This is a genomic window from Microbacterium resistens (genome assembly GCF_021172025.1).
Classification (GTDB): Bacteria; Actinomycetota; Actinomycetes; order Actinomycetales; family Microbacteriaceae; genus Microbacterium; species Microbacterium resistens.
The window spans coordinates 3679389-3702777 of sequence record NZ_CP082781.1; the positions used below are offsets into that span (position 1 = coordinate 3679389).

The following is a 23389-nucleotide window of genomic DNA, read 5'->3' on the forward strand; positions in this document are numbered from 1 at the left end:
GCGGGGCTCAGAGCCGCGCCGCGAGCCGGAAGCGCAGGCCCGTCGCCATCCCGGCGAGCGCGGCGCTCGGGCGCGCGCTCCGGCGCGGCGCCGAGTCCGTCCGCGGGGCGGGAGGGGACAGGCGGTAGCCGGCGCCGGCCAGCGCGGCCGTGCCGAGGGCCAGCGCCAGCAGCGGGGCCCAGACGGGAGCGAACCCGAGCTGCAGGATCACGACGACGGCACCGACGCCGAGGACCACCGCGAGGGCGATCCGCGCGGCCGGGACGGTGCGGCGCTCGAGGCGGATCCGGCGCTCCGCCGCGCGGGCGAGGACGACGAACGGCACCAGGACCAGGGCGATCACCGCCAGGACGACCGGGCGCGTCACCCACCAGGCGGGGGAGAAAGTCGTCGGCAGCGGCACGGCGAACACGATCATCACGGCCACCACGACAGCAAGCGCCGTCATGTGCCAGAGGTAGATCGCCGTGCTGCAGGCGTTCAGCCGCGCCACGACCGCGGCGACGCGCGGACGCTCGGCGACCCGGACGAGCCGGCCGTAGACGAGACGGAGGACGGCGACCTGCCCGACGCCGAGCGCGACGAGGGCCACGGTGGCCGGGTTGTTCCCGGCGAGCAGCAGATCGGGGGCGTACCCGAGGAACCCGGTGAGCGCGATCAGCGTCGCCACCGCGCCGACGAGGGCGACGACCGCCGTGCGGGGGCGGATCCGGTGGATGGTGCCGTCGGCGAGGAAGAACCCGAACTGCTGCAGCGTGAGCCACACGAACACGTAGTTCCACAGGGTCACGCCGTCGCCGAGCGGGCCGCGGGCGAGGTCCACGGCGATGACGGTCAGGACGAGGATTCCCAGGGTGAGCCGGGGCGAGCGCCGGTGCGCCGCCGCCATGAGGGGAACGAGCGCGCTGACGACGAGGTAGACCCCGAGGAACCACAGCGGGCGCCCGATCCAGTACGACCCGTCCGCGACGAGCTCCGCGGGCGTGCCGGCGAGCGCGGCGGCGCCGAGGAAGCCCCCGACGCCGGCGAACATCAGCAGTCCGGGCACGAGCAGGCGGCCGATCCGCTCGCCGGCGAAGTCGGCGGCGGTGGCGCCGCGGGCCTGCATCCGCTGCCAGAGCCGCATGGAGGCGAAGCCGCCGACGACGAAGAACAGCGGCATCACCTGGATGACCCAGGTGAGCGGTCCGAACCACGCCTCGTCCTGGATGGGCGTGCCGATGACGACGCCGCCCGTCGGCGAGGACTCGATGCTCGCCACGAGGAGGTGCAGCGCCACCACGACGCAGACGCACACGACGCGGACCAGGTCGATCACCGGATCGCGTCCGCTCAGCGCCGTCCGCGGGACGGCGGGCCGGGGGGAGCGTTCGTGACGGGGGACGCGGGGCGCGGAGGCCTGCGCGTCGCGGGGTGCGGCCGAGGCGGGGAGCAGAGCGGACACCGGGTCCTCCGTTCGGTACGGCCCTCCGGTCGGCGGGCACTGGTCAGACCGTACGGATCAGGTGCCCGTCCTCTCGTCCCTCTGAGGTATCCGCGACCCCCTACCGCGGTACTGTTCCTGCGCCGCCTGTCGTCTGCGCGCTGCGTTTCGTCTCGTCGCTGCGCTCCTCGCTCAACGACCGGTGCGGTGCCGGGTCGTTGAGCGAGCGGAGCGAGTCGAAACGCGTGTGCCTTCTCTCGGTCGTTGAGCGAGCGCAGCGAGTCGAAACGCGTGTGTCCTCTTCCGGTCGTTGAGCGAGCGGAACGAGTCGAAACGCGTGTGTCCTCTTCCGGTCGTTGAGCGAGCGGAGCGAGCCGAAACGCGTGCGTCCTCGCTCGGCCCTACCCGCGCTCACCGGGCGTGATCAGGCCGGTCTCGTACGCCAGCACGACGGCGTGCACGCGGTCGCGGAGGGCGAGCTTGCCGAGGACGCGGCTGACGTGCGTCTTCGCGGTCTGCTCGGCGATGAACAGGCGTCCGGCGATCTCGGTGTTGGACAGTCCCTCGGCGATCAGGAGGAACACCTCGCGCTCCCGGTCGGTGAGCTCGGCGAAGACGGCCGCCTGCGGGCGCGGGCGGGCCGCGGTGCGGGTCAGCTCCTGCACGAGCATGGTCGTCACCCGCGGCGCGAGGAGGGCCTCGCCCCCGTACACAGTGCGGACGGCCTCGACGAGCTGCGCCGGGGTCGCGTCCTTCAGCAGGAATCCGCTCGCTCCGGCGCGCAGCGCGTCGAAGACGTAGTCGTCGATGTCGAACGTGGTCAGCATGACGATCCGCGGATACGGAACGATCGCCGGATCCGAGAGGATCTCGCGGGTGGCGTCGATCCCGTTGAGGACGGGCATCCGCACGTCCATGAGCACGACGTCCGGCTGCAGGCTCCGCACCCGCTGGCGCGCCTCGGCGCCGTCCGCGGCCTGTCCGGCGACGGTGATGTCCGGCTGGGCGTCGAGGATCGCGGCGAGCCCGACGCGGAACATCTCCTGGTCGTCGACGACCAGCACGCGGATCGGGTGCGTCATGCGCTCTCCTCGGTCGGATCGTCGGACCCGGGGACGGCAGCGGGATCCGTGGCGCGGGGCGGGTGAGGCTCCGCGGGGGCGGCGGGCTGGTCCTCCAGCGGCACCTGCACGACCACGGCCCATCCGCGGCCGCGCGGCCCCGCCACGACGCTACCGCCCACGAGGCCGACGCGCTCGTTCATCCCGGCGATCCCGAAACCGGGACGCGACCGCTCCGCCGGCCGTGCGCCGCTGCCGTCGTCGATCACCTCGAGCAGGAGGGTCCGTCGGCCACCCGGGGCGCGGTCCTCCTCCAGGATCACGCGCACGTGGGATCCGGGGGCGTGCCGGACGGCGTTGCTCAGTCCCTCCTGCGCGGCGCGGAAGACGGCGAGCTGGACGGCGGCGTCGGGAAGCGGCACCGGGAGCGTGATCTGCGGCGTCACGCGGACCCCGGCGGCGCGGGTCCGTTCGACGAGCTCGTCGAGGTCGCCCAGCGTCGGCTGCGGTGCCGTGAGCTGCTCGCCCTCGTCGCGGAGGACCCCGAGGAGCTGGCGCATCTCGGTGAGGGCGGTACGCGCCCCGGTGGCGATGGCATCGAACTCGGCGGCGACGGGAACGGGCAGATCCGGATGCCGGTACACGGCGGACGACGCCTGCATGTGGACGATGGACATCGAGTGTGCGACGACGTCGTGCATCTCCCGGGCGATCCGGCGCCGCTCGGTCGCCCACCGCACCCGGCCGGACTCGACCTCGGCCTCCTCCCGGGCCCGGACGAGATCGCCGCGGACCATCCGCCACTGGGCGATGCCGATCGCGAGCACCATCACCACCAGGGCTTCGGCGCTGATCGCGATGTTCACGGCCCAGTTCGCCTCGGCGCCCAGCCGCAGGGCGATGCCGACGAGCAGCGCGGCGAATCCGAGCAGGAACGCCGTCACCGGCACGATCCAGGCCTCGCGCAGGCCGAGGACGAGCAGCAGGGCCGAGAAGGTGATCATGCCCGGCACAGGGAGCGGCCACGGGGCCCCGGTGGCCACGTCGGCGGTGAGGGCGATCACGAGCATGCCGAGGGCGTGGGCCGCGATCCCGAGGCGGGGGAGGGCGACGGCCAGGGCGAGCCCTCCGCACTGCAGCAGTGTTCCGACCATCGCGGCGACCACGGGCACACCCGAGACCGCGGCGTTCACCGGCGTGCCGACGGCGAAGAGGATCACTGCGGCGGCCAGGGTGATCCATCCCAGGCCGGGGGTCGCGGGCGGGCGGCGGGTCGCCGACGCGCGGATCGTGCGCCACTCGGCGCGGAGGCGGTCCTCCGCGTAGACCGGTGCGGCCTGCGGCGACGGTCCCGTGCCCGTCGGCGACCCGGGGCCGCCGCCGTGCGCGGCACGGGCGGCGCCCTCGGCGGGGGCGGAACGGTCGGGGCGCTGCGGGTCGGCGGGCGCGGGGCGTGACTCGGGCATGCTCCGACGCTATTGCCCGACGCGGCTTGGTGCGTCCCTCCGGCGTCGCATCCCGCCGATACGGGCGTAGCATTCCCGCCCTCCCGCCCCTCGCTCCCCGTCCTCCGGCCGCGCGGCGATCGAGTGGTCAGTTTCTGTGGGTTGAGCGGGCGCCAACCCACAGAAACTGACCACTCGACCGGGGCGCAGGGGAACGAGCGCGGCGGGCGGTACGGGCGCGGCGGGGCGGACGAGCGCTCGCCGCGGGCGGACGTATGCTCGCGGCATGGCTCGCATCGGGGGACGCAGCACCGCGGCGGCGTGGACGTTCGGCGTCCTCTGCGTCGGCGTGGTGGCGGGGCTGGTCGTGCTCGCCGCTCCGCTCATGCCCGTGATCGGCGCCTACGTCACGGACACCGTCCGCGCCCTGCTCGGCTGATCCCCCCCCCGCTCGCCCGCTCGCCAGCTCGGCCGCCCGCCCGCTCGCCCGCTCGGCCGACGCGGCTGCTCGGCTCGCCCGCTCGCCCGCTCGGCCGACGCGGGGCCTGCCGCACGCCCGCTTCCCCGAGGGGCATCCGCACCCAGGCACCGGGACCGGACACGCCCGGGCATCCGCCGACACGTCGGTCCGCCTCCTGCCCGGCCGCGGAACGCGGCGATACCCTCGGAACGCAGGCCATCCGACGCGAGGAGCTCCCCATGAGTGACCACGAGGTTTCGAAGCCGGAGCCGACCCCCGACGTCGACGACGTCGTGGGCAGCGCCCACGCCGGACTCGCGGACGCCGAGGCGGCGCGCACCGGCACGGACGAGACGGCCGCCGCGGCGGGATCCGGATCGGGCGATTCCGCGGAGCCGGCTCGGGACGACGCATCCCAGGCACCGGACGCGCCGACGGCCGCCGGGGCCTCCGCCCCGGATCAGGTCTCCCCGGCGCAGGCGGGTCACGACGCCGTCGCGGACGGTGCCGACACGACCGGCCCCGCCACGCCCGCGGCGGGTGCGGCCGGCACGACCGCACCCGCGACGGATGGGGCCGACGCAGGCACGACCACGGCCGACGCGGCAGACTCCGCCGACGCGGGCGACGCCTCCACCGGCGTCGTGGCCCCGGAGCGGGCCCGGCCGGAGCGCACGGAGGATCCGGATCTCGCGGCCTTCGCCGAGGCCGAGGCCGCCTACCCGGGGACCTTCGGCGGCACGTTCACGCCTCCGCCCCCGCGCCACGAGCCCGCCGCCGAGCCGACCGCGGCCACCACGGCGCTGCCCGCCGACGACGCCCACGACACGGAGACGACGGCGCTCGCGGCCACCGCCGCCTATGCCAGCACCGAGGCGTCGGGAGCCGGCGGCGCCGGGATCGTCGCCTCCGAGCCGACCGCAGCGACGACGGTCGCCCCGACCGAGTTCGCCCCGCCCGCGCAGGGCCCTCTGCCGATCTTCGTCCAGGCCCCGGAGCCGCCGCGGGACCGCGGCAACCGCGCCGCGGCGGGCGGCATCGGCCTCATCGCGACGATCTGCTTCGCGATCCTCTACCTGGGCGCGGCGCTCGGGATGGGCCTGCTGACCGGAGACGTGCGCGGCGAGAACATCGTCGACGAGCTGCTGGAGAACCTGCGCTCCTTCGAGCTGTGGATCCCCGTGGCCGTGTTCTTCCTCGGCTTCTGGCTGCTCGGCGCCGTGATCAACCGCGGGCGCTGGGGGTACTGGGTCGTCTTCGGCATCCTGGTGGGCGCCGCGGCGTACGGCGGCCACATCCTCGGGCAGCTCTTCGCCGCGCCGTTCTGGACGCTCACCGCCGCCGAGAACGCCGAGCTGGCGAACAGTCAGCTGCTCGCGCCGCTGGCGATCGCCGCCTTCGTGTTCGGTCGTGAGCTCACCATCTGGTTCGGCGCCTGGGTCGCCCGCAGCGGGGCCCGCAAGACCGAGCTCAACGCCGAGGCGCAGCGCGAGTACGAGCGGATCCTCGAAGCCGGGCCGCAACTCCCGGACTGAGCCGGAGGACGCCACGGACACCAACCCGGCAGACCCCCGCGACGACGGCCCCGACACGCCGTCCGCGGGGGTCTCGGCCGTCCTGGCGTGGGCGCTGGCGGTCGTGTCGTTCTTCGCCCTGGCGATCGCCGGTCTCGGGTTCCTGAGCCTGTTCACCGAGACCGACCTCATCGTCGTGGCCGGCCTCGGCCAGCTGCCGGGCATCGTCGGCATGGTGCTCGCCGTCATGGTGTTCGCCGTCGTCCTGCGGATCGTGCTCCGACCATCGCGGCCCTCGTTCGTCTCGAGCGTGTTCCTCGCCCTCGGGACGACTCTCGCGCACCTCGCGGGCGTCTGGATCGCCGCACTGGTCGAAGGCGCGGGGATCGCACCGGCGACCGCCGCCGTCGGCCAGCTCGTGCTCGGCGGGGCGAGCGCGGTGATCGCGGTCGCGGCCCTCGTCGCCGCATGGGGCGGGATCGCGCTGCGACGCACCCGCTCGGGGCGTCCGCGCTGGCCCTGGGAGGAATGACCCGCCGCGTCGGGGTCGGGATCCGGGACGGACACGCCCGGGCGACGTACGCTGGAATCGTGGAGCGCTCACTGGAGACGCAGGTGGACCAGGCCGTCGAGGCCTGGCTGCGCTGGGTGCCGCGCTGGGAGCCCTCCACGCACCGCGGGCGCGTCGCTCCCTGTCGTCGGTGCCTGGGATCGCCGGTGCTCTCCGCGGCAGGAATCGGCGCGAACGTGCCGCACGGCGTCCAGCACGGACTCTCCACCCGGATCAAGACGATCGTGGACCACGCGGTCGCGGAGTACACCGCGCGGAATCTGCCGATGCTGCAGGCCGAGCTCGATCAGCAGGCGGCACGCAACCGGGCCCGCAGCTACCGGCCCACCGAGGACCTGGATCCGGAGTACGAGGGGATGCCGCTCGACCCGGATCCCGTGCCCGGTGCGCCGTTCCTGTTCACTCTGGCGGGGCTCGCGGATCAGGATGCCGCCGTGCTCCCCCCTCTGCCGCCGTTGAGCGAGGAGGCGAAGGCGGCGCTGCGCCGCGAGGTGGGTCTCGCCGACGAGTACGCCAACGTCGTCGGCCGGGAGATCTGCGGGATGCTGCTCCGGCACCGCCTGCGGGTCCAGGAGGCGATCGCGGAGTATGTCGAGCCGCAGATCGAGGCGATGCTCGCCGAGCTCACGCAGGCGCTGGACTCGCCGTTCGACCCGGACACCCTCTGACCGGTCTCGGGCGCCGGCGCAGCGCCGGGGAAGTCAGGACGCGTCGACGGTGAGCGCGCCGATCTCTGCGCCGTTCTTGTCGAAGACGGCGACCTGAGGATCGGCCACCTTGACCGTGTGCACCCCGCGCAGCCAGGTGTCCACCCCGGGGCAGCCCTTGAGCGTCGTGAGGCCGAGATCGAGCGTCAGCACGTCCGCGTCGCGGGTGTAGGTGCCGGCGAGATCGTTGCACCCGTCGCTGCCGTTGAAGGTCCCGTCGTCGTTGAAAGTGAGGAACGGATCGGGCGTCGCCGCGGTGCCCGCCGATGCGCTGAAGACGGGCTGCGCCTCCGGCGTCGAGCTCGGCTCGGGCACCTCTGTGGGGGTGTCGGAACCGGGCGTGGCCGAGCATCCGGCCAGGGCGATCGCACCTGCCGCGGCGAGGACGATGGTGGCGAGCGTGGTCGCGCGCATGGGAACCCCTTTGGTCGGTAGGTGTTTCCCTTCACTATCCTCATGGGTTACTGTGAAGACGCTGTGTCTTACCTGCGGGTGACCAGTGACTGGGGGGGACTACCCTGCCTCGCTCTGAAAGTGTCCGACAACCACTGAGGATCAATGTGAAGAATTCATTCCGAAAGGCAGGCACGCTCGCTGCCGTCGGCGCAGCGGCCGCGCTCGCGGGCGGTGGCCTGCTCGTCGCGCCGGCAGCGGCGTCCGACGACGTCGCAGTCAAGTCGGCGCCCGTCGAGGGCGCTGCGTACGACGAGTTCGCGCTCAACCTGCTGAAGACCGACTCCGCGGTCGTGTCCGTCGGCAAGAACGGCGAGGGCAACATCGTCGTCACGCAGGACAAGGACAAGGAGCTCTCCGCCGAGACCAAGGCGACCGTGGCCGAGTACGCCGCGAACGTCTCCGTCACCGCGGGCGACCCGCTCATCGCCATGGCCCAGAACGAGATCGTGGGCGGCGCGGGCTACATCAACGAGGACGAGAGCGCCGTCTGCTCCGTCGGCTTCTCCGCGTGGAACCAGTCCGGTGCGCCGGCTCTGCTCTCCGCCGGTCACTGCGGCACCCCGGGTCAGACGGTCTCCCGCTCGACCCCTGCGGATGACGACGCCCCGAGCAAGCCCACCACGCCGGACCAGCCCGCCTACACGCCGTCGTTCCTCGACGACGCGCCGGTCGGCACGTTCGACTTCTCCATCTACGGCGGGCCGAACAACTCGCCCGAGGCGACGGACATCTCCGGCATCTCGATCACCAACGACCAGCTCAAGGCCATCCCGGCCGTGACCGACTGGACGAGCTACGCCAGCGGCGACCTCGCCGCGTCGAGCACCCCCGTCACCGCGGTGGGCTCGCCGACCGTCGGCCAGGAGATCCAGAAGAGCGGCCGCACCACCGGTGTGACCACCAGCACGGTTGAGGCGGTTGGTGTCTGGGCCAGCGTCTCGGGCCAGTACGTTTACGGCTTCCTGAGCAACGGCGCCAACGGCACCGTCTTCGGCGGTGACTCGGGTGGGTCCGTCTACTCGGGCACCACCGCACTCGGCGTCGTCTCCGGTGGTAACGAGGAGGGCAGCGTCCTCTTCTCGACCGACCTGGTGAACGCGCTCGCGCAGTCCCCGGGCTACTCGGTCATGCTCGACCTGGCCGAGCCGGTCGTCACCTCCCCCGAGAACAACGGCCACGTCCAGCCGGGTACCGCCATCACCGGCACCGGCCCCGCAGGACTGACGCTGCTCGTCTCGCGCGACGGTGGCTCCTGGACCGAGGTCGGGATCGACGACGCCGGAAACTGGTCGTTCGCCGCTCCCAATGACCCCGCCACGTACGAGTACAAGCTGCGGGTCAAGGACGGGGGTTACAACCGCTCGGAGATCGTGAACCACACCGTGATCGTCGACGAGAAGGCCGTCGCGCCGGTGCAGATCACTGCTCCGGCCAACGGCTCGACCGTCGAGGGCCCGAACGTGGCCGTCCAGGGCACCGGTGAGCCGGGCGCGAAGATCGCGCTCGAGACCGCCACGGCCGACGGCAGCGGCCTCGCCGGCGAGACCACCGTCGACGAGGCGGGCAACTGGTCCATCGCGATCAGCGCTCCGTTCGGCGAGATCACGGCGACCGCGAACCAGACCGCCGGTGACAAGACCTCGAAGGCCACTTCGACGTTCACCGTCGCGGTTCCGGCCCCGGCGATCACCAGCCCGGCCAACGGCTCCACGCTGACGGCTCAGCCGACCGCCATCACCGGCACCGGTGTCGCCGGCGCCACGGTCAACGTCAAGCTCGACGGCGTCGAGCTGGGCGAGGCCGTCGCGGGTGCGACCGTGACCGCTGACGGCATCGCCGCGCTCTCCGCCACGGTGGGCGAGGACGGCTCGTGGGCCATCGCGATCGACAGCTCGCTGGCGCTCGGCGCTCACGAGATCAACGCGACCCAGACGATCGACGGCGCCACCAGCGGCGCGAACGTGTCGACCTTCACGCTGGTCGAGCCCTCGGTCCCGACGCCGCAGCCCACCGACCCGGGCAACGGCAACGGCAACAACCCCGGCGGCCTGCCCGCCACGGGTGCTGACGGCGGCGCGCTGCTCGGCACGGGCATCTTCGGTGGGGCGCTCGTGCTCCTCGCCGGTGCGGTCCTGCTGATCGCGCGTATGCGCCGGAGCGCCGCGGAGTAATCTCCGGCAATCCACGCGGAAGGCGCGTCCCCGGTCCGGGGGCGCGCCTTCCCTCGTTTCTCGGCCGGTGTTGCGTCGGTCGTTGAGCGAGGAGCGAAGCACCGAGACGAAACGCGGTGACCCGGTGGACGCGTTTCCTCTCGCGACTTGCGTCGGTCGTTGAGCGAGGAGCGAAGCACCGAGACGAAACGCAGTGACCCGGTGGACGCGTTTCCTCTCGCTGCGCTCGCTCGACGACCGTGGCGCTTCGCCCGACTCGTGCACCGGCCGCGGTGTGTCGCTCCCGCCCGCATTTGACCGGTACCGTTACGCGGCATTACCATTGATCGGGAATGTGCGCGTCTTGACGTGTGCGTTCAGGGCGCCGGCACTCGCCGGTTCCGCCCCCACGGCATACCCACCACGAACGCGCGTCGGTTCCGGCGTGCCGGTGGGTCATGATGTGAAACCCATCGCGCTGTCACCGTGCAGCACAACAAGGAGAGAACGTGCCAACCATTCAGCAGTTGGTTCGCAAGGGCCGTTCGCCGAAGGTCTCCAAGACCAAGGCGCCCGCCCTGAAGTCGAACCCGCAGCAGGCCGGCGTGTGCACCCGCGTGTACACCACCACCCCGAAGAAGCCGAACTCGGCGATGCGCAAGGTCGCCCGTGTGAAGCTCCGCAACGGCACCGAGGTCACCGCCTACATCCCGGGCGAGGGCCACAACCTGCAGGAGCACTCGCTCGTGCTCGTCCGCGGCGGTCGTGTGAAGGACCTCCCGGGTGTCCGCTACAAGATCGTCCGCGGTGCGCTCGACACCCAGGCCGTCAAGAACCGTAAGCAGGCTCGTTCCCGCTACGGCGCGAAGAAGGGTTGAGTTAGATGCCTCGTAAGGGTCCCGCCCCCAAGCGCCCCGTCGTCAACGACCCGGTCTACGGCGCTCCGATCGTCACCTCGCTCGTGAACAAGATCCTCGTCGACGGCAAGAAGTCGCTCGCCGAGTCGATCGTCTACGGCGCCCTCGCCGGCGTCGAGGCCAAGAGCGGCCAGGACGCGGTCGCCACGCTCAAGAAGGCGCTCGACAACGTGCGCCCCACCCTGGAGGTCCGCAGCCGCCGCGTCGGTGGCTCCACCTACCAGGTCCCCGTCGAGGTGAAGCCGCACCGTGCGAACACCCTGGCCCTGCGCTGGCTCGTGAGCTACGCGAAGAGCCGTCGTGAGAAGACGATGACCGAGCGTCTCCAGAACGAGATCCTGGACGCCTCGAACGGCCTCGGTGCCGCGGTGAAGCGCCGCGAGGACACCCACAAGATGGCCGAGTCGAACCGCGCCTTCGCACACTACCGCTGGTAAGACGGCGAATCGCGTTTCGTCTCGCTGCGTCGCTGCTCGCTCAACGACCGACAGGTTCCGGTCGTTGAGCGAGCGCAGCGAGACGAAACGTCACTGAACGAATCCTCGAGATAAGGACACTCCTGTGGCACAAGACGTGCTCACCGACCTGAGCAAGGTCCGCAACATCGGCATCATGGCTCACATCGACGCCGGTAAGACCACCACCACCGAGCGCATCCTGTTCTACACGGGTGTGAACCACAAGCTCGGCGAGACGCACGACGGTGCGTCGACCACCGACTGGATGGAGCAGGAGAAGGAGCGCGGCATCACCATCACCTCCGCCGCGGTGACCTGCTTCTGGAACAAGAACCAGATCAACATCATCGACACCCCCGGACACGTGGACTTCACGGTCGAGGTGGAGCGTTCGCTCCGCGTGCTCGACGGTGCCGTCGCGGTGTTCGACGGCAAGGAAGGCGTCGAGCCCCAGTCCGAGACGGTGTGGCGTCAGGCGGACAAGTACGGCGTGCCGCGCATCTGCTTCGTCAACAAGATGGACAAGCTCGGGGCCGACTTCTACTACACCGTCGACACGATCATCAGCCGCCTCGGCGCCAAGCCGCTCGTGCTGCAGCTGCCGATCGGCGCCGAGAACGACTTCGTCGGCGTCGTCGACCTCATCGAGATGCGCGCGCTGGTCTGGCCGGGCGACGCCAAGGGTGACGTGACCATGGGCGCCTCGTACGAGGTCCAGGAGATCCCCGCGGACCTCAAGGACAAGGCCGAGGAGTACCGCCAGCAGCTGCTGGAGACGGTCGCCGAGACCGACGAGGAGCTTCTGGAGAAGTTCTTCGGCGGCGAGGAGCTGACCGTCGCCGAGATCAAGGGCGCCATCCGCAAGCTGGTCGTCGCCGACGAGATCTACCCGGTGCTCTGCGGCTCGGCGTTCAAGAACCGCGGCGTGCAGCCGATGCTGGACGCGGTCGTCGACTTTCTCCCGTCCCCGCTGGACGTGCCCGCCATCGAGGCGCATGACCCGAAGGACGAGGAGAAGGTCATCGAGCGTCACCCCGACGCGAAGGACCCCTTCGCGGCGCTGGCGTTCAAGGTCGCCGTGCACCCGTTCTTCGGTCGTCTGACCTACGTGCGCGTCTACTCGGGCGAGCTCGAGTCGGGCGCCCAGGTCATCAACTCGACCAAGGGCAAGAAGGAGCGCATCGGGAAGATCTTCCAGATGCACGCCAACAAGGAGAACCCGGTCGACAAGCTCACCGCGGGCAACATCTACGCCGTGATCGGTTTGAAGGACACCACCACCGGTGACACCCTGGCCGACATCAACGCGCCGGTGGTCCTCGAGTCGATGACCTTCCCGGAGCCGGTGATCGAGGTCGCGATCGAGCCGAAGACCAAGGCCGACCAGGAGAAGCTGGGTACCGCGATCCAGAAGCTCGCCGAAGAGGACCCGACGTTCCGCACGGAGCTCAACCCCGAGACCGGTCAGACGACCATCAAGGGCATGGGCGAGCTCCACCTGGACATCCTCGTGGACCGCATGAAGCGTGAGTTCAAGGTCGAGGCGAACGTCGGCAAGCCCCAGGTGGCGTACCGCGAGACGATCAAGAAGGCCGTCGAGAAGCACGACTACACGCACAAGAAGCAGACCGGTGGATCGGGTCAGTTCGCGAAGATCCAGTTCACGATCGAGCCCCTCGAGGTCACGGCCGACAAGTCGTACGAGTTCGAGAACCAGGTCACCGGTGGCCGCATCCCGCGCGAGTACATCGAGCCGACCAACCAGGGCTTCCAGGACGCCATGGCGACCGGTGCGCTGGCGGGCTACCCGATGGTGGGCGTCAAGGCGATCCTGCTCGACGGCGCCTCGCACGACGTCGACTCCTCGGAGATGGCGTTCAAGATCGCGGGCTCCATGGGCTTCAAGGAGGCCGTCCGTCGCGCCAACCCGGTGCTTCTCGAGCCGCTCATGGCGGTCGAGGTGCGTACGCCGGAGGAATACATGGGCGACGTCATCGGCGACCTGAACTCGCGTCGCGGCCAGATCCAGTCGATGGAGGACGCCCAGGGCGTCAAGGTCGTGCGTGCGTCGGTGCCGCTGTCGGAGATGTTCGGCTACATCGGTGACCTGCGCTCGAAGACCTCGGGCCGCGCGGTCTACTCGATGGAGTTCGACAGCTACGCGGAGGTCCCCAAGGCGGTCGCCGAGGAGATCATCCAGAAGACCAAGGGCGAGTAACGCCCTGCGTCCGGGAGTCGCGCATCGTGCGGCTCCCGGACACCCCACAACTTCATACCGACTCTCCACTAAACTGAGAAACCAATCCGTAGGGAACCGGTCGCAATCCAGCGCCCGGCAGCTCTACACGAACGTCCTGAGGAGGACCCAGTGGCTAAGGCCAAGTTCGAGCGGACCAAGCCGCACGTCAACATCGGAACGATCGGTCACGTCGACCACGGCAAGACCACGCTCACCGCGGCGATCTCCAAGGTGCTCGCCGACAAGTACCCGTCCGACGTCAACGTCGTCCGTGACTTCTCGTCGATCGACTCCGCTCCGGAGGAGCGTCAGCGCGGCATCACGATCAACATCTCGCACGTCGAGTACGAGACCCCGAAGCGTCACTACGCTCACGTGGACGCCCCGGGTCACGCCGACTACATCAAGAACATGATCACCGGTGCTGCTCAGATGGACGGCGCGATCCTCGTCGTCGCCGCCACCGACGGCATGATGGCGCAGACCAAGGAGCACATCCTCCTCGCCAAGCAGGTCGGCGTTCCCTACCTGCTCGTCGCGCTGAACAAGTCCGACATGGTCGACGACGAGGAGATCCTCGAGCTCGTCGAGATGGAGGTCCGCGAGCAGCTGTCGAAGAACGACTTCGACGGCGACAACGTGCCGGTCGTGCGCGTCTCGGGCCTCAAGGCTCTCGAGGGCGACGAGAAGTGGGTCAACTCCATCGTCGAGCTCATGGACGCCGTGGACGAGAACATCCCGGACCCGGTGCGTGACCGTGACAAGCCGTTCCTGATGCCGATCGAGGACGTCTTCACGATCACCGGTCGTGGCACCGTCGTCACCGGCCGCGCCGAGCGTGGCACCCTGGCCATCAACTCCGAGGTCGAGATCGTGGGTCTGCGCCCGACGCAGAAGACGACCGTCACCGGTATCGAGATGTTCCACAAGCAGCTCGACGAGGCCTGGGCCGGCGAGAACTGCGGTCTTCTCCTCCGCGGCACCAAGCGTGAGGACGTGGAGCGCGGCCAGGTCGTCGTGAAGCCGGGTTCGATCACCCCGCACACGGAGTTCGAGGGCACCGCCTACATCCTGAACAAGGACGAGGGCGGCCGCCACAACCCCTTCTACACGAACTACCGCCCGCAGTTCTACTTCCGCACCACGGACGTCACCGGCGTCATCTCGCTGCCCGAGGGCACCGAGATGGTCATGCCCGGCGACACCACGGACATGTCGGTCGAGCTCATCCAGCCGATCGCCATGGAGGAGGGCCTCGGCTTCGCGATCCGTGAGGGTGGCCGCACCGTCGGCGCCGGCACGGTGACCAAGGTCATCAAGTAAGTCCTCTGACTTACCGCCCGAAGGGGCCGGATCCTCGGATCCGGCCCCTTCGTCGTGTCTGCGGCCGGCCGGACGGTGCTCAGGGAAGCGGCAGCAGATCCGGGTGCGTAGCGCGGTCGTCGAGCCACGTTCGGAGGATCCTGTTGAACAACGCAGGATCCTCGCCGTTCCAGGCATGGTGCATTCCGGGAGCGAGCCCGACGAGTGCGTCAGGGCGGGCCGCGCGGACCGCGCGCACGCTGTCGTGGAAGTAGCGGGACTCGCGTTCCCCCGCGACCGCCATGAGCGGAGCCGCGATCCGGCCGATGTCGGTGGCATGGCCCGGGGAGATCTCGCGCAGCTGTTCCCGGACCTTGTCACGGGCGATCGGCGGACTGGCGTCGGCGATCCGTGCGGCGTCCTCGTCCGGAAGGCCGAACGAGCGGATCATGCCCGCCCAGAGGAATCGGCGGTTCCACAGCGCGAGCGGCAGCGCATTCGCCACCCGCATGGTCCACGGGTAGGGGAGCACGGATGCGCCGGTCACGAAGACGCCGGCGACCCGGGCGGGGTGCCGGGCAGCGAGGTGCAGTGCGACGACGCCGCCCAGGGAGAGGCCGACCACGTCCACCGCTTCGGGGCCTCGCCGCGCGATGTCTTCCGCGAGGCGATCCGACACATCGTCGAGACTGCCCCAGGGCTCGTCACGCCGGGACAGGTAGCCGGGCAGGTCCGGCGCGATCGGATCGCGGTCGGAGAAGGCGCGCAGCTGGTCCGCCCAGCTCCAGCCCCCGACGGCGCCGCCATGCAGGAAGAGCATGGAGCGGCTCATGAGAGTTCCGTCCCTTCGATTCCGTTTCGCAGGCGCTCGAGCCAGGCGAGATGCTCCTGGTGTTCTCGGATGCCCTGATCCAGGGTCATCGCCCGCAGCCAGGCCGCGCGGTCCGTGGTGGGATCGGCCGCGGGCGTCTGCGCGCGGATCCGTTCGAGCGCGTCCCGGGCCGCCGTCGTCTCCGCGACTCTCGCGGCGATGAGGCCCTGCAGCTCGGCGTCACCGAGCTCCCCGGCGAAGAAGATCCGCGCGACGAACGCGTCGCGCGTGGAGTGCGGGGTCCCTGGCTGGGCGAGCCAGTCCCGGAGGCGGAGCCTGCCCTCGTCGGTGAGGTGGTGCAGCACGCGGTCCGGCGCGTGTGTGCCCGCGATCACCTCCGTACGCGCGAGGCCGTCGTCCACGAGCCGAGTCAGCGTCCGATAGATCTGCGCCTTGTCCGCGTGCCAGAAGTACGCGGCGGACGTCGCGAAGGCGCGCATGAGGTCGTATCCGGACATCGGCTGGATCGACAGGAACCCGAGGATGATGCGCGACAGCGTCATGTCGACAGTGAACAGGTTGCTAGTCGATAAGTCAACTAGGTTGATCGATCGGGCGCAGGTTCCTCACGGGCAGGCCTCGGTAGCATCGAGGCGACCAGCGGGGCGAGGGGGGAGATCATGACTGAGGCGTACGTCGGTCCGCCGCCGCGGAGCTTCGCGCGGCTGTGGGTGTCGAGCGTGCTGCTCGCCGTGTACACGGCGTTCGTGCTGGTCGTGACGATGTGGCCGGCCCCGGAGCAACTGGAGTTCGACGGGATCGCCACGCGCGTGCTGCGGATGCTGCACAACATCGGTGTGCCGGAGTGGTTCGGCTACGACAAACTCGAGTTCACGGCGAACGTCGGGATGTTCGTCCCCCTGGGCTTCCTCCTCGGGCTGGCACTGCCCCGGAAGGGGTGGTGGCTCGCCGTCATCCTGCTTCCGGCGTTCTCCGGCGGGATCGAGGTGACTCAAGGCCTGGCGCTGGAGAATCGCGTCTCCACGATCCTCGACGTCCTCGCCAACACGACGGGTGGGTACATCGGGCTCCTGTCCGCCATGATCCTCCGTGCCATGATCCATGCGCGTGACCGGACGATGATCGAGCGTGAGTTGTGGGAACGCCGGGTGGGCTCACTCTCTTGAGATCCGCCAGCTGGTGAGCAACCAATCGGCGTGCGACAGGCACCCACCTATGGGCAACTCGACACAGGTCGCGCAAACAAAGGGGCGCCGACACCGCAAACGGGATCATCGACTTCCATCACCGCCTCGAGAGCGGACCGAAATCGCGTCAACCGTCTGCATCCTCCTCGTCGCCGGACGCCGCCGATGACCCACAGATGTCCGAAGAACGGTCAAGCGGCACAACTCGTGACAAAGCTCACTACCAACGGACTCCGCGTCGCGGCTAACTACCGGGCTCTCAATCTCTGCAGCCAGTCCTCCTGGTCTGGTCCTGGACCGGCAGAGCAGCTATGGATCACGATCGTGACATGGATCGCGCAGGACCGCGAGCGCTTAGGGGTCGCCCTACTTGGTCGCGTTGAGCTGGCGCTCCTGATCCTGAGCAATCCGACGCAACGCCTCGACCTCGTCGACACGGTATTGCAGCCGAGCGGCGACGATGTCGGTACGAGAGCGCCCCGAAAAATCTACAACGTGCGCCAATGCCCTCTCGATGCCGCTGCGAGCCTGCGAAGCGAGCGATGCAGAGCCCTTCGCGTCGTGCTTGGTGGTGATCGCGGCAGTGACCGCATCACCAAGGGTTTCAGGTGTTGCACCAAAGGGCATCGTCGGGTCCCACGAAGCGGCGTACGCGTCGGTCTTGCGTGACCCAATGCTGACGCGCGGAACTCCATACGCAGAGGAGATGATTCGCCCGTGGAGGGAGCCGCCGAGCCAAAGGGATGCGTTCGCGATCTCATCTACCCGTGGCCAAACACCGCGCGCCTCAGAAACGTGCACGTCGTCCCCAAGCGATGCCCCAACGACCTCCGCGAGCCGTTCAGCGGTCGTGACCGTGTCATGTCCTGGTGCAGTGCCGGCCATGAAGAAGCGTACTCCGAGGCCGGTGTTCGAAAGTGAGTCTGCAATCGCTTCGGCCCAGATTTCTACCCCGTGACCTCTCACCGCAAACTCCGGAACTTGGATGAGCGCGTAGCGCCCTTCGATTACTTTTGGTGAGTGTATCTCGCTGATTAGATGTGCGAGATCTGGCACAAAGATGTGCTCAATTCCAGCCGAAGAGAGAAAATCGTGCGATCGGGCGTCTCTAACTGAAATAAAAGTAGCTTCGTGCAACGTTGCATCGAGAGCGGCTCGCCGCGCACCTCGGATGCGAGATATGGCTGAGAGGCCGACAGAATTCAGGACAAAGGCCGCATCGGCGGAGCCTCTGTGAGAGCTGGGGCGAGGCATATAAGCGGAGTCTCTGACATGGGTACCCGTAGCTTGAAACAGTACTTCTTCGCGCTGCTCGGGAGTCATTCGGTTAAACGCGCGGGAGTTCTCTCCGAATGCGGTGCGATAGGCATGGCCCAGCTCCGCTGTACCGACCTCCCCTCCAACTGTCCAGATAGCGTCGACGGGACCGCGATCGAGCAAAGGTGCGACAGCGGGAATATCACGTCCAAAGGCACGCGTCATGTCCCGGGCGAATGGTGCTGCGAATGTGAATTTCGCCCGTGACCCGACGAGCTGATCAACCAGCTCGGCATAAAGCATGTCGCCAAAGTTGTCGCGCTCGTAGGCGCCAACGGCGACCACGTTAGGGGTTTGATCAGGCATAGCTCTCCCGCGAATGAAATGTTGATGATGGAGGGTTTGATGATTGTCTGATTGCGCTACTGGTCGTACTGCCGTTCGATACGTCGTAGCGAATCGGGCGATGCTTCGACTCCGCTCACGTACTTTGATACTGCTCGAATGAGATTCGATGCTGTCAGTTTCGGTAAGGACGGGAGTCGCGATTCGGGAAACGACTGCATGAATGTCGACCATTCGCGCAAGTAACTGACGAGTTGATCTGGCGAGTACAGAGCGAATGGTTCGGCGCTGTATGACGAGACCGCACTCGGTACTCCAAACTGTTCGCTTGTGAATCTATCGAACTCACGAGTGTGCATGAAAAAATGCAGACCGGTGTTGTGTCGCGTCGGAAGCAGTGGAGCAAGACAATCAACAATTGATACCTGTGCGTTGCGCATTCGAGCGAGCGACCACTGCACCGGAACCGGTGTAGTCTTATCGCGTAGGAAGATGCTTGCTCGCACGTTATCTGGACTGAAAGCAAGAAGGTGCGACAGGGTGCCGAGAGTGCATGCGACCTCCGTGGCGCCGGCCATAAGGGCGACTTGGTCCGAGAATGAGAACTTTTCCGGAGCGACTACCTTGTATCCGTGACTGACAAAGAAATCCTCGAGCATCTCCTCGTTGACGTCAAGCGAGACGTTGGATGGAGGGAGTTGCCGGCGGGTCAGGTAGATCTTCCCAAGCTCCATCGGCGTGACTGCAGATCGAATCTTGTCGAATACCGACTTTGTGTGTGCAACATGCATGACGCCGTTGAGGTACATTGAATTGTCGGGTACGACTACCCGCCGGAAACGAGTCGGTCTGTCGACGAAAATCATGTCTTCGTCGGCCAAGCCTGTCATGTGGAGAATCTTGAGGAATGACTCACTGGGAGGGGTGTCGCCGACCGTGAATGCAACCTTGAGTGCGCGGTGAGGGTTCTCTACGCGGTACCAAAGCCTGCCCAGCATCTCGATCAGGAAATGACCAAAGTGATCGATTGGCCGCCCACCACCCCAGATGACTGTTTCTTCTTCTTCGCGGACTTCGACGTCCTCGCCTGGCGGGTAGGCGGACGTAACGTCACGCTTCGCGGCCATGCGGCCGTCCTTCATGATGTGGCCGGCGACAAAGTTGCCTTCCGAATCAATAACCCCACCATGCCATTCCGCTTCGGATCCTGAGAGCTTCCGCAGCGGCAAGATGGTCGCCCTGTCATACTCGGGTGCGGAGAGGTTCTCTGAAACAGTGCGGTCAGCGAGCGCGGCCTTACGCCAGTGCTCCTGGTTCTCGACGTATAGGCGAATTACACTGTCGCTCGAGTCAGCGGTGCTGGGACGCAATGGGTACCTTCCGGTGGAGTGGTTGAATCGCTGACGATGCCGGATCCATGCTACCGTGCCGAACGCGTTATCTGACTCTTCTGAGCTCGGGCGGGGCGGTTCGAGGCCCGAAGATCAGGAGCGACTAGGCAATCACTTCTTCGGCTGCCTAGTGCTGCGACGCGTTTGAGGTCGATGTTGGGTCCCACGCGGGCCCGTGCGTGCCTGCAGTGTGGGCAGGCTCAGGTCGGCCGACGCATTCAGCTCCTTCCTTCTTGCCCGTGCGCGGACGGGTGCTGTCTCGGTGCAAGTGCCGTGGTGCCGGTTCCGGCCTGGACGACGTTTGTGAGGGGGACCGTTCACAGATCAGGACGTAACCGTCCCCGCTGCCCGCTCGCAGGTCACCGTCCGGGCGGTGGCATACGCGGGACCGGTGCCATTCTGATAGCGCCGCGCGGCGCGGCGAGTCTCGTTTCGGGGGCGTCACTTCCCTCGAGGTCGATGAGCACCTCTGGCATCACCTCGCTACTCGGGCCGTCGAAGACTGCAGCGAGGAGCCGGAAGGTCGTCCGCGCGCTGCGAGTTTCGATCGAGCCGACCGAGTAGGCGGCGCTTCACACGCGTCCCCCTCGCCGTAATGCCTCCGACCTGATCGGAAGAGGTGAGCGCGGTGGGCCCAACGATGGAACGGAGCCCTCAACGCTTTCGACATCACTTCGATGGCCCCCGTCCGCGCATAGCTACTTGCCACGGACACGCGGGTCTCGTGATGGCCCCGGGCTGGGAGTGGGAGAATCGGAGCGGTCGCATGATGCGCTTCCGATCAGGCGAGGATCTCCCGATGTTGTAAGGTCATTGGGTGACGGCGGGCAGCGATTCCGGCGTTGGCGTTCTCTGATCTCGCCTGGGGGGGCTTTCCGTGCCGACATCGCCTGACATCACCATTGTCGTTCCGTTGCACAATGACGAGGCCTGGGTGCGAGATGCGATCCGCAGCGCCCTCGACCAGACTTGGACATCCCTTGAGGTGATCTGCGTTGACGATGCCTCGACCGATGGAACATGCGCAGCGGTGGAACAGGTGCAGCAGACGGATGCTCGTGTACGGCTCTTTCGCCAGGAGTCCAATCGAACGGCGTATCAGGCTCGCAAGCTGGGCGTGGAACAAGCCCGTGGTTCGTACGTGCTGTTCCTGGACGGAGACGATCGCCTGAGTTCAGATGCTGTCGAGGTGGCATACACACTCGCGCGCCAGAACAATGCCGATCTTGTCGGCTTCGGGGTCGAAGTCGTCAGCGAGGATGGTGCTCATCCTGGACGCTTCGCTTCCGATCTGCAGCCCACCCACTCTGAGCTCGTCGGAGACGAGATTCTGCAGGGTCTCTTCCCGACCGGAAAGGTAGCTCAGGGGCACCTGTGGCGATACCTCTGGAGCACGGACCTCTTGCGAGCCGCTTACGGAGCCCTTGACGGAGAGCTTGAACTGCCACGCGCGAACGACATACCCATCAGCTTTCTAGGGGCCGTGATGGCAAATCACTACGTCTCTACGAGGAAGAAGCTCTATCAGTATTACTGGCGGCGTGGTGTGAGTGGGTTGGCAAGCGAGACAGCGGACGCCTTCGACTTCTATCTCGGCGCAATGGACTCCATCGATGCCGTTGGAGTCGCGCTCGATGCGTCGGGGTTACGGCGCTCCGACGTTGACGACCTCGACGCCATCTATGACTCTGCGCGTCTGTCGATGATCCAGGTCTTGCTTCGTCGTTGCGAGGGGACCGTCGACCGTGAACTGCGAGAGCTGTGTGTCCGGAAGCTCGTTGACCGCGTCGGGAAAGTTGATGCTGTTCGCGCGGCGGCTTTGTTCTTCTCGCAGGCGTTGCTCATGCTGGCGCGAGACGACATGGGACCCATCGAGCCGCGGCGGCGCCCCCCGCAGGTCGTGATGCTCACCACCGGCAACCTCGATATCGGGGGCGTCCAAGGCGTGCTCGCTGCACAGGCGAAGATTCTTCGGGACGCCGGATACGAAGTGATTGTCGTGGTGCAGTCATTGGGAGACACCGCATCCCTTCTCCCGGAGAGCGTGCCAGTGCTCCAGTGGACTGGGCGCAACCGCGCGGAGAAGATGTCGCACTATCTTCGGATCTGTTCGGAGTACAACGTCGATGTGATCATCGATCACCATGTTCTCTATAACGAGAACTGGCCCTTCTACGCGCTTGCCGCGCGTGCGCAGGGGATTCCGACGATCGGATGGCTTCACAATTTCGCGCTCCGATCCCTATACGACTCGACCACACGCGGTTCCTTCCTCGTCGAGCGGCTCGCGATCCTCGCGAATGTCGTCGTCTTGTCTAAGGCAGATGTTGCGTTTTGGAAGTCTCATGGCATCGAGCGGGTTACCTATCTCCCTAATCCTCCCTCTCCTTGGCTTGAGGCCAATGGGGTTGTGCGAACTCCCAGAAGATGGGACGGGGGCGTTTTGCGGTTGGTGTGGTGGGGGCGTCTGCAGCAGCACACCAAGCGCGTCCTCGATTTCGTCGACGTCGCCGAGGAACTGAATCGGCGGTCGATCGACTTTCACCTGACAATCATCGGGCCGGACTCCGCAGACGCCACCGCTGACCAGCTGCGGGCGTCGATGAGGGCACGCGAGCTCGACTCCCGTGTCACCATCACCGGGCCGCTCCGCGGCCAGGACCTCACCGACGCGCTAAACGACGCTCATGTCTATGTCTCCCTCAGCGGAATCGAGGGATACCCCCTTACGCTCATCGAAGCGCAGGCTCTTGGGATGCCTGTTGTGATGTATGAACTGCCTTGGCTGGCTGTCCTCGACGGGAACAAGGGGGTGCGGAGCGTCCCTCAGAAGGACACGCGAGCTCTGGCGGAGCAGCTCGAGAGCATCATCGCCGACCCTTCGGTCTATTCGCAGCTTTCGGTAGCGTCGCTTGACGCAGCGACCGCGGCGACGGAGCATGATTTTTCTCGTCTGTACGATGCCTTCCTCAATGGGGATCTGCCTGATGCCGTCTATTCGCCCGCCCCGACTGAGTCGGACGTGCGCATGCTGCTAGACCTTTCTCTCAGGTTCAGCGAGGAAGGCATCCGCAGAGCCGCGCGTGTGGAGCGACGAGCTCAGGCGCGCGCGGACGAACTGCGCAAGCAGATCAGCGCGCTGCGACGTACGACCTCGACGCCTGCTGTCGTTTCCGCGGGCGGCGTCAGACACCGAATCCTGGCGGCGTCGACACGGTTGAGACGCCGCCTTTCGAGATCCGAACAGGTCGTGGGTGCGTGGATTGAGAGGGACACCATTTGTCTGCAGCTGCGTCTGCCGCGAGGCAGAGCCCTACAGAGCGCCCAACTCTATCGACAGGTAGACGGGACGGAGATCGTGCACGATCTGGTACTCAAATCTGCACCAGATGGCACGATACTTGCCACGCAGAACGTGCGCATGATCATGAAGCGTCGCTGGAAGGTGCGTGCGACATTGCTGATCGGCGGCACCACCACACGTCTCGTGGCACTGCCGATTTTCCCCGGTGCGCCAGTCCGCGGTGATGAGAATTTTGGAGTGCGTATTCATCGAGGCGAGACAGTGCAGGTATATGCGTTCGAGTGACCGGGCGTGAGTTGCCTCGAGCAGCGAAGTAATCTGTCGATCGTGTTTGTTCTTGAGTAAATAGGCACTTCTGTGGACGGCGGAC

The 23389-nt window shown here is 67.5% G+C and carries 19 protein-coding genes; 11 read left to right on the forward strand and 8 right to left on the reverse strand.

From position 1 onward, the window contains the following. Window positions 1-7: 7 nt before the first annotated feature. The 3 genes from K8F61_RS17375 to K8F61_RS17385 all read right to left on the reverse strand — a co-directional run bounded on the left by K8F61_RS17375 (window position 8) and on the right by K8F61_RS17385 (window position 3950). Window positions 8-1444 (reverse strand): acyltransferase family protein, encoded by a 1437-nt coding sequence (locus K8F61_RS17375; RefSeq protein WP_231820093.1) that lies wholly within the window; start codon window positions 1442-1444, stop codon window positions 8-10. Between the two features lie 380 nt (window positions 1445-1824). Next, window positions 1825-2505 carry a response regulator gene (locus tag K8F61_RS17380; RefSeq protein WP_231820094.1) on the reverse strand — a complete coding sequence of 227 codons (681 nt, stop codon included), beginning with the start codon at window positions 2503-2505 and terminating at the stop codon, window positions 1825-1827. Next, window positions 2502-3950, reverse strand: a complete 1449-nt coding sequence (locus K8F61_RS17385; protein ID WP_231820095.1) for a histidine kinase — start codon at window positions 3948-3950, stop codon at window positions 2502-2504. Before K8F61_RS17385 ends, K8F61_RS17380 begins: the two co-directional genes overlap by 4 nt. 265 nt (window positions 3951-4215) lie before the next feature. Here K8F61_RS17385 and K8F61_RS17390 point away from each other — a divergent pair, with 265 nt between their 5' ends. The 4 genes from K8F61_RS17390 to K8F61_RS17405 all read left to right on the forward strand — a co-directional run bounded on the left by K8F61_RS17390 (window position 4216) and on the right by K8F61_RS17405 (window position 7142). Next, a complete protein-coding gene (locus K8F61_RS17390; RefSeq protein ID WP_231820096.1) occupies window positions 4216-4368 on the forward strand; it encodes a hypothetical protein in 153 nt (50 codons plus the stop codon). A 260-nt stretch (window positions 4369-4628) separates the two neighbouring features. After that, entirely contained in the window at window positions 4629-5924 is a 1296-nt protein-coding gene (locus K8F61_RS17395; protein ID WP_231820097.1) for an ABC transporter, read from the forward strand. A gap of 103 nt (window positions 5925-6027) precedes the next feature. Then, window positions 6028-6435, forward strand: a complete 408-nt coding sequence (locus tag K8F61_RS17400) for a hypothetical protein (RefSeq protein WP_231820098.1) — start codon at window positions 6028-6030, stop codon at window positions 6433-6435. A gap of 59 nt (window positions 6436-6494) precedes the next feature. Continuing rightward, a complete protein-coding gene (locus K8F61_RS17405) occupies window positions 6495-7142 on the forward strand; it encodes a spermidine/putrescine ABC transporter substrate-binding protein (RefSeq protein ID WP_231820099.1) in 648 nt (215 codons plus the stop codon). Window positions 7143-7175: 33 nt separating this feature from the next. Here K8F61_RS17405 and K8F61_RS17410 read toward each other — a convergent pair whose 3' ends face one another. Continuing rightward, complete coding sequence (locus tag K8F61_RS17410) at window positions 7176-7595, reverse strand: META domain-containing protein (protein ID WP_231820100.1); 420 nt, start codon at window positions 7593-7595, stop codon at window positions 7176-7178. Window positions 7596-7741: 146 nt separating this feature from the next. Here K8F61_RS17410 and K8F61_RS17415 point away from each other — a divergent pair, with 146 nt between their 5' ends. The 5 genes from K8F61_RS17415 (at window position 7742) to tuf (ending at window position 14724) form a co-directional block, all read left to right on the forward strand. Beyond that, window positions 7742-9808 carry a S1 family peptidase gene (locus K8F61_RS17415; protein ID WP_231820101.1) on the forward strand — a complete coding sequence of 689 codons (2067 nt, stop codon included), beginning with the start codon at window positions 7742-7744 and terminating at the stop codon, window positions 9806-9808. A gap of 488 nt (window positions 9809-10296) precedes the next feature. Then, on the forward strand, window positions 10297-10665 hold the full coding sequence (gene rpsL / locus K8F61_RS17420) for a 30S ribosomal protein S12 (protein WP_013584051.1): 369 nt from the start codon (window positions 10297-10299) through the stop codon (window positions 10663-10665). Window positions 10666-10670: 5 nt separating this feature from the next. Continuing rightward, window positions 10671-11141, forward strand: coding sequence for a 30S ribosomal protein S7 (gene rpsG / locus K8F61_RS17425; protein WP_067247205.1), 471 nt, complete (start codon window positions 10671-10673; stop codon window positions 11139-11141). Between the two features lie 124 nt (window positions 11142-11265). Beyond that, on the forward strand, window positions 11266-13380 hold the full coding sequence (gene fusA, locus K8F61_RS17430; protein ID WP_067247209.1) for an elongation factor G: 2115 nt from the start codon (window positions 11266-11268) through the stop codon (window positions 13378-13380). Window positions 13381-13530: 150 nt separating this feature from the next. Next, window positions 13531-14724 carry an elongation factor Tu gene (gene tuf, locus K8F61_RS17435; protein ID WP_067247212.1) on the forward strand — a complete coding sequence of 398 codons (1194 nt, stop codon included), beginning with the start codon at window positions 13531-13533 and terminating at the stop codon, window positions 14722-14724. A 79-nt stretch (window positions 14725-14803) separates the two neighbouring features. On the opposite strand, the gene K8F61_RS17440 is transcribed toward tuf, so the two are convergent. Together K8F61_RS17440 and K8F61_RS17445 are read right to left on the reverse strand one after the other, a co-directional pair. After that, window positions 14804-15535, reverse strand: coding sequence for an alpha/beta fold hydrolase (locus K8F61_RS17440; protein ID WP_231820102.1), 732 nt, complete (start codon window positions 15533-15535; stop codon window positions 14804-14806). Next, window positions 15532-16077, reverse strand: coding sequence for a PadR family transcriptional regulator (locus K8F61_RS17445; protein WP_231820103.1), 546 nt, complete (start codon window positions 16075-16077; stop codon window positions 15532-15534). Before K8F61_RS17445 ends, K8F61_RS17440 begins: the two co-directional genes overlap by 4 nt. 117 nt (window positions 16078-16194) lie before the next feature. Between K8F61_RS17445 and K8F61_RS17450 the strand changes: the two genes are divergently transcribed. Beyond that, a complete protein-coding gene (locus K8F61_RS17450) occupies window positions 16195-16701 on the forward strand; it encodes a VanZ family protein (RefSeq protein WP_231820104.1) in 507 nt (168 codons plus the stop codon). Window positions 16702-17088: 387 nt separating this feature from the next. On the opposite strand, the gene K8F61_RS17455 is transcribed toward K8F61_RS17450, so the two are convergent. Beyond that, on the reverse strand, window positions 17089-18345 hold the full coding sequence (locus K8F61_RS17455) for a polysaccharide pyruvyl transferase family protein (protein WP_169797688.1): 1257 nt from the start codon (window positions 18343-18345) through the stop codon (window positions 17089-17091). A gap of 56 nt (window positions 18346-18401) precedes the next feature. After that, complete coding sequence (locus K8F61_RS17460) at window positions 18402-19553, reverse strand: glycosyltransferase family 61 protein (RefSeq protein ID WP_231820105.1); 1152 nt, start codon at window positions 19551-19553, stop codon at window positions 18402-18404. Between the two features lie 1039 nt (window positions 19554-20592). On the opposite strand from K8F61_RS17460, the gene K8F61_RS17465 reads away from it, so the two are divergent. Beyond that, window positions 20593-23304, forward strand: coding sequence for a glycosyltransferase (locus tag K8F61_RS17465; protein WP_231820106.1), 2712 nt, complete (start codon window positions 20593-20595; stop codon window positions 23302-23304). Window positions 23305-23389 lie beyond the last annotated feature (85 nt).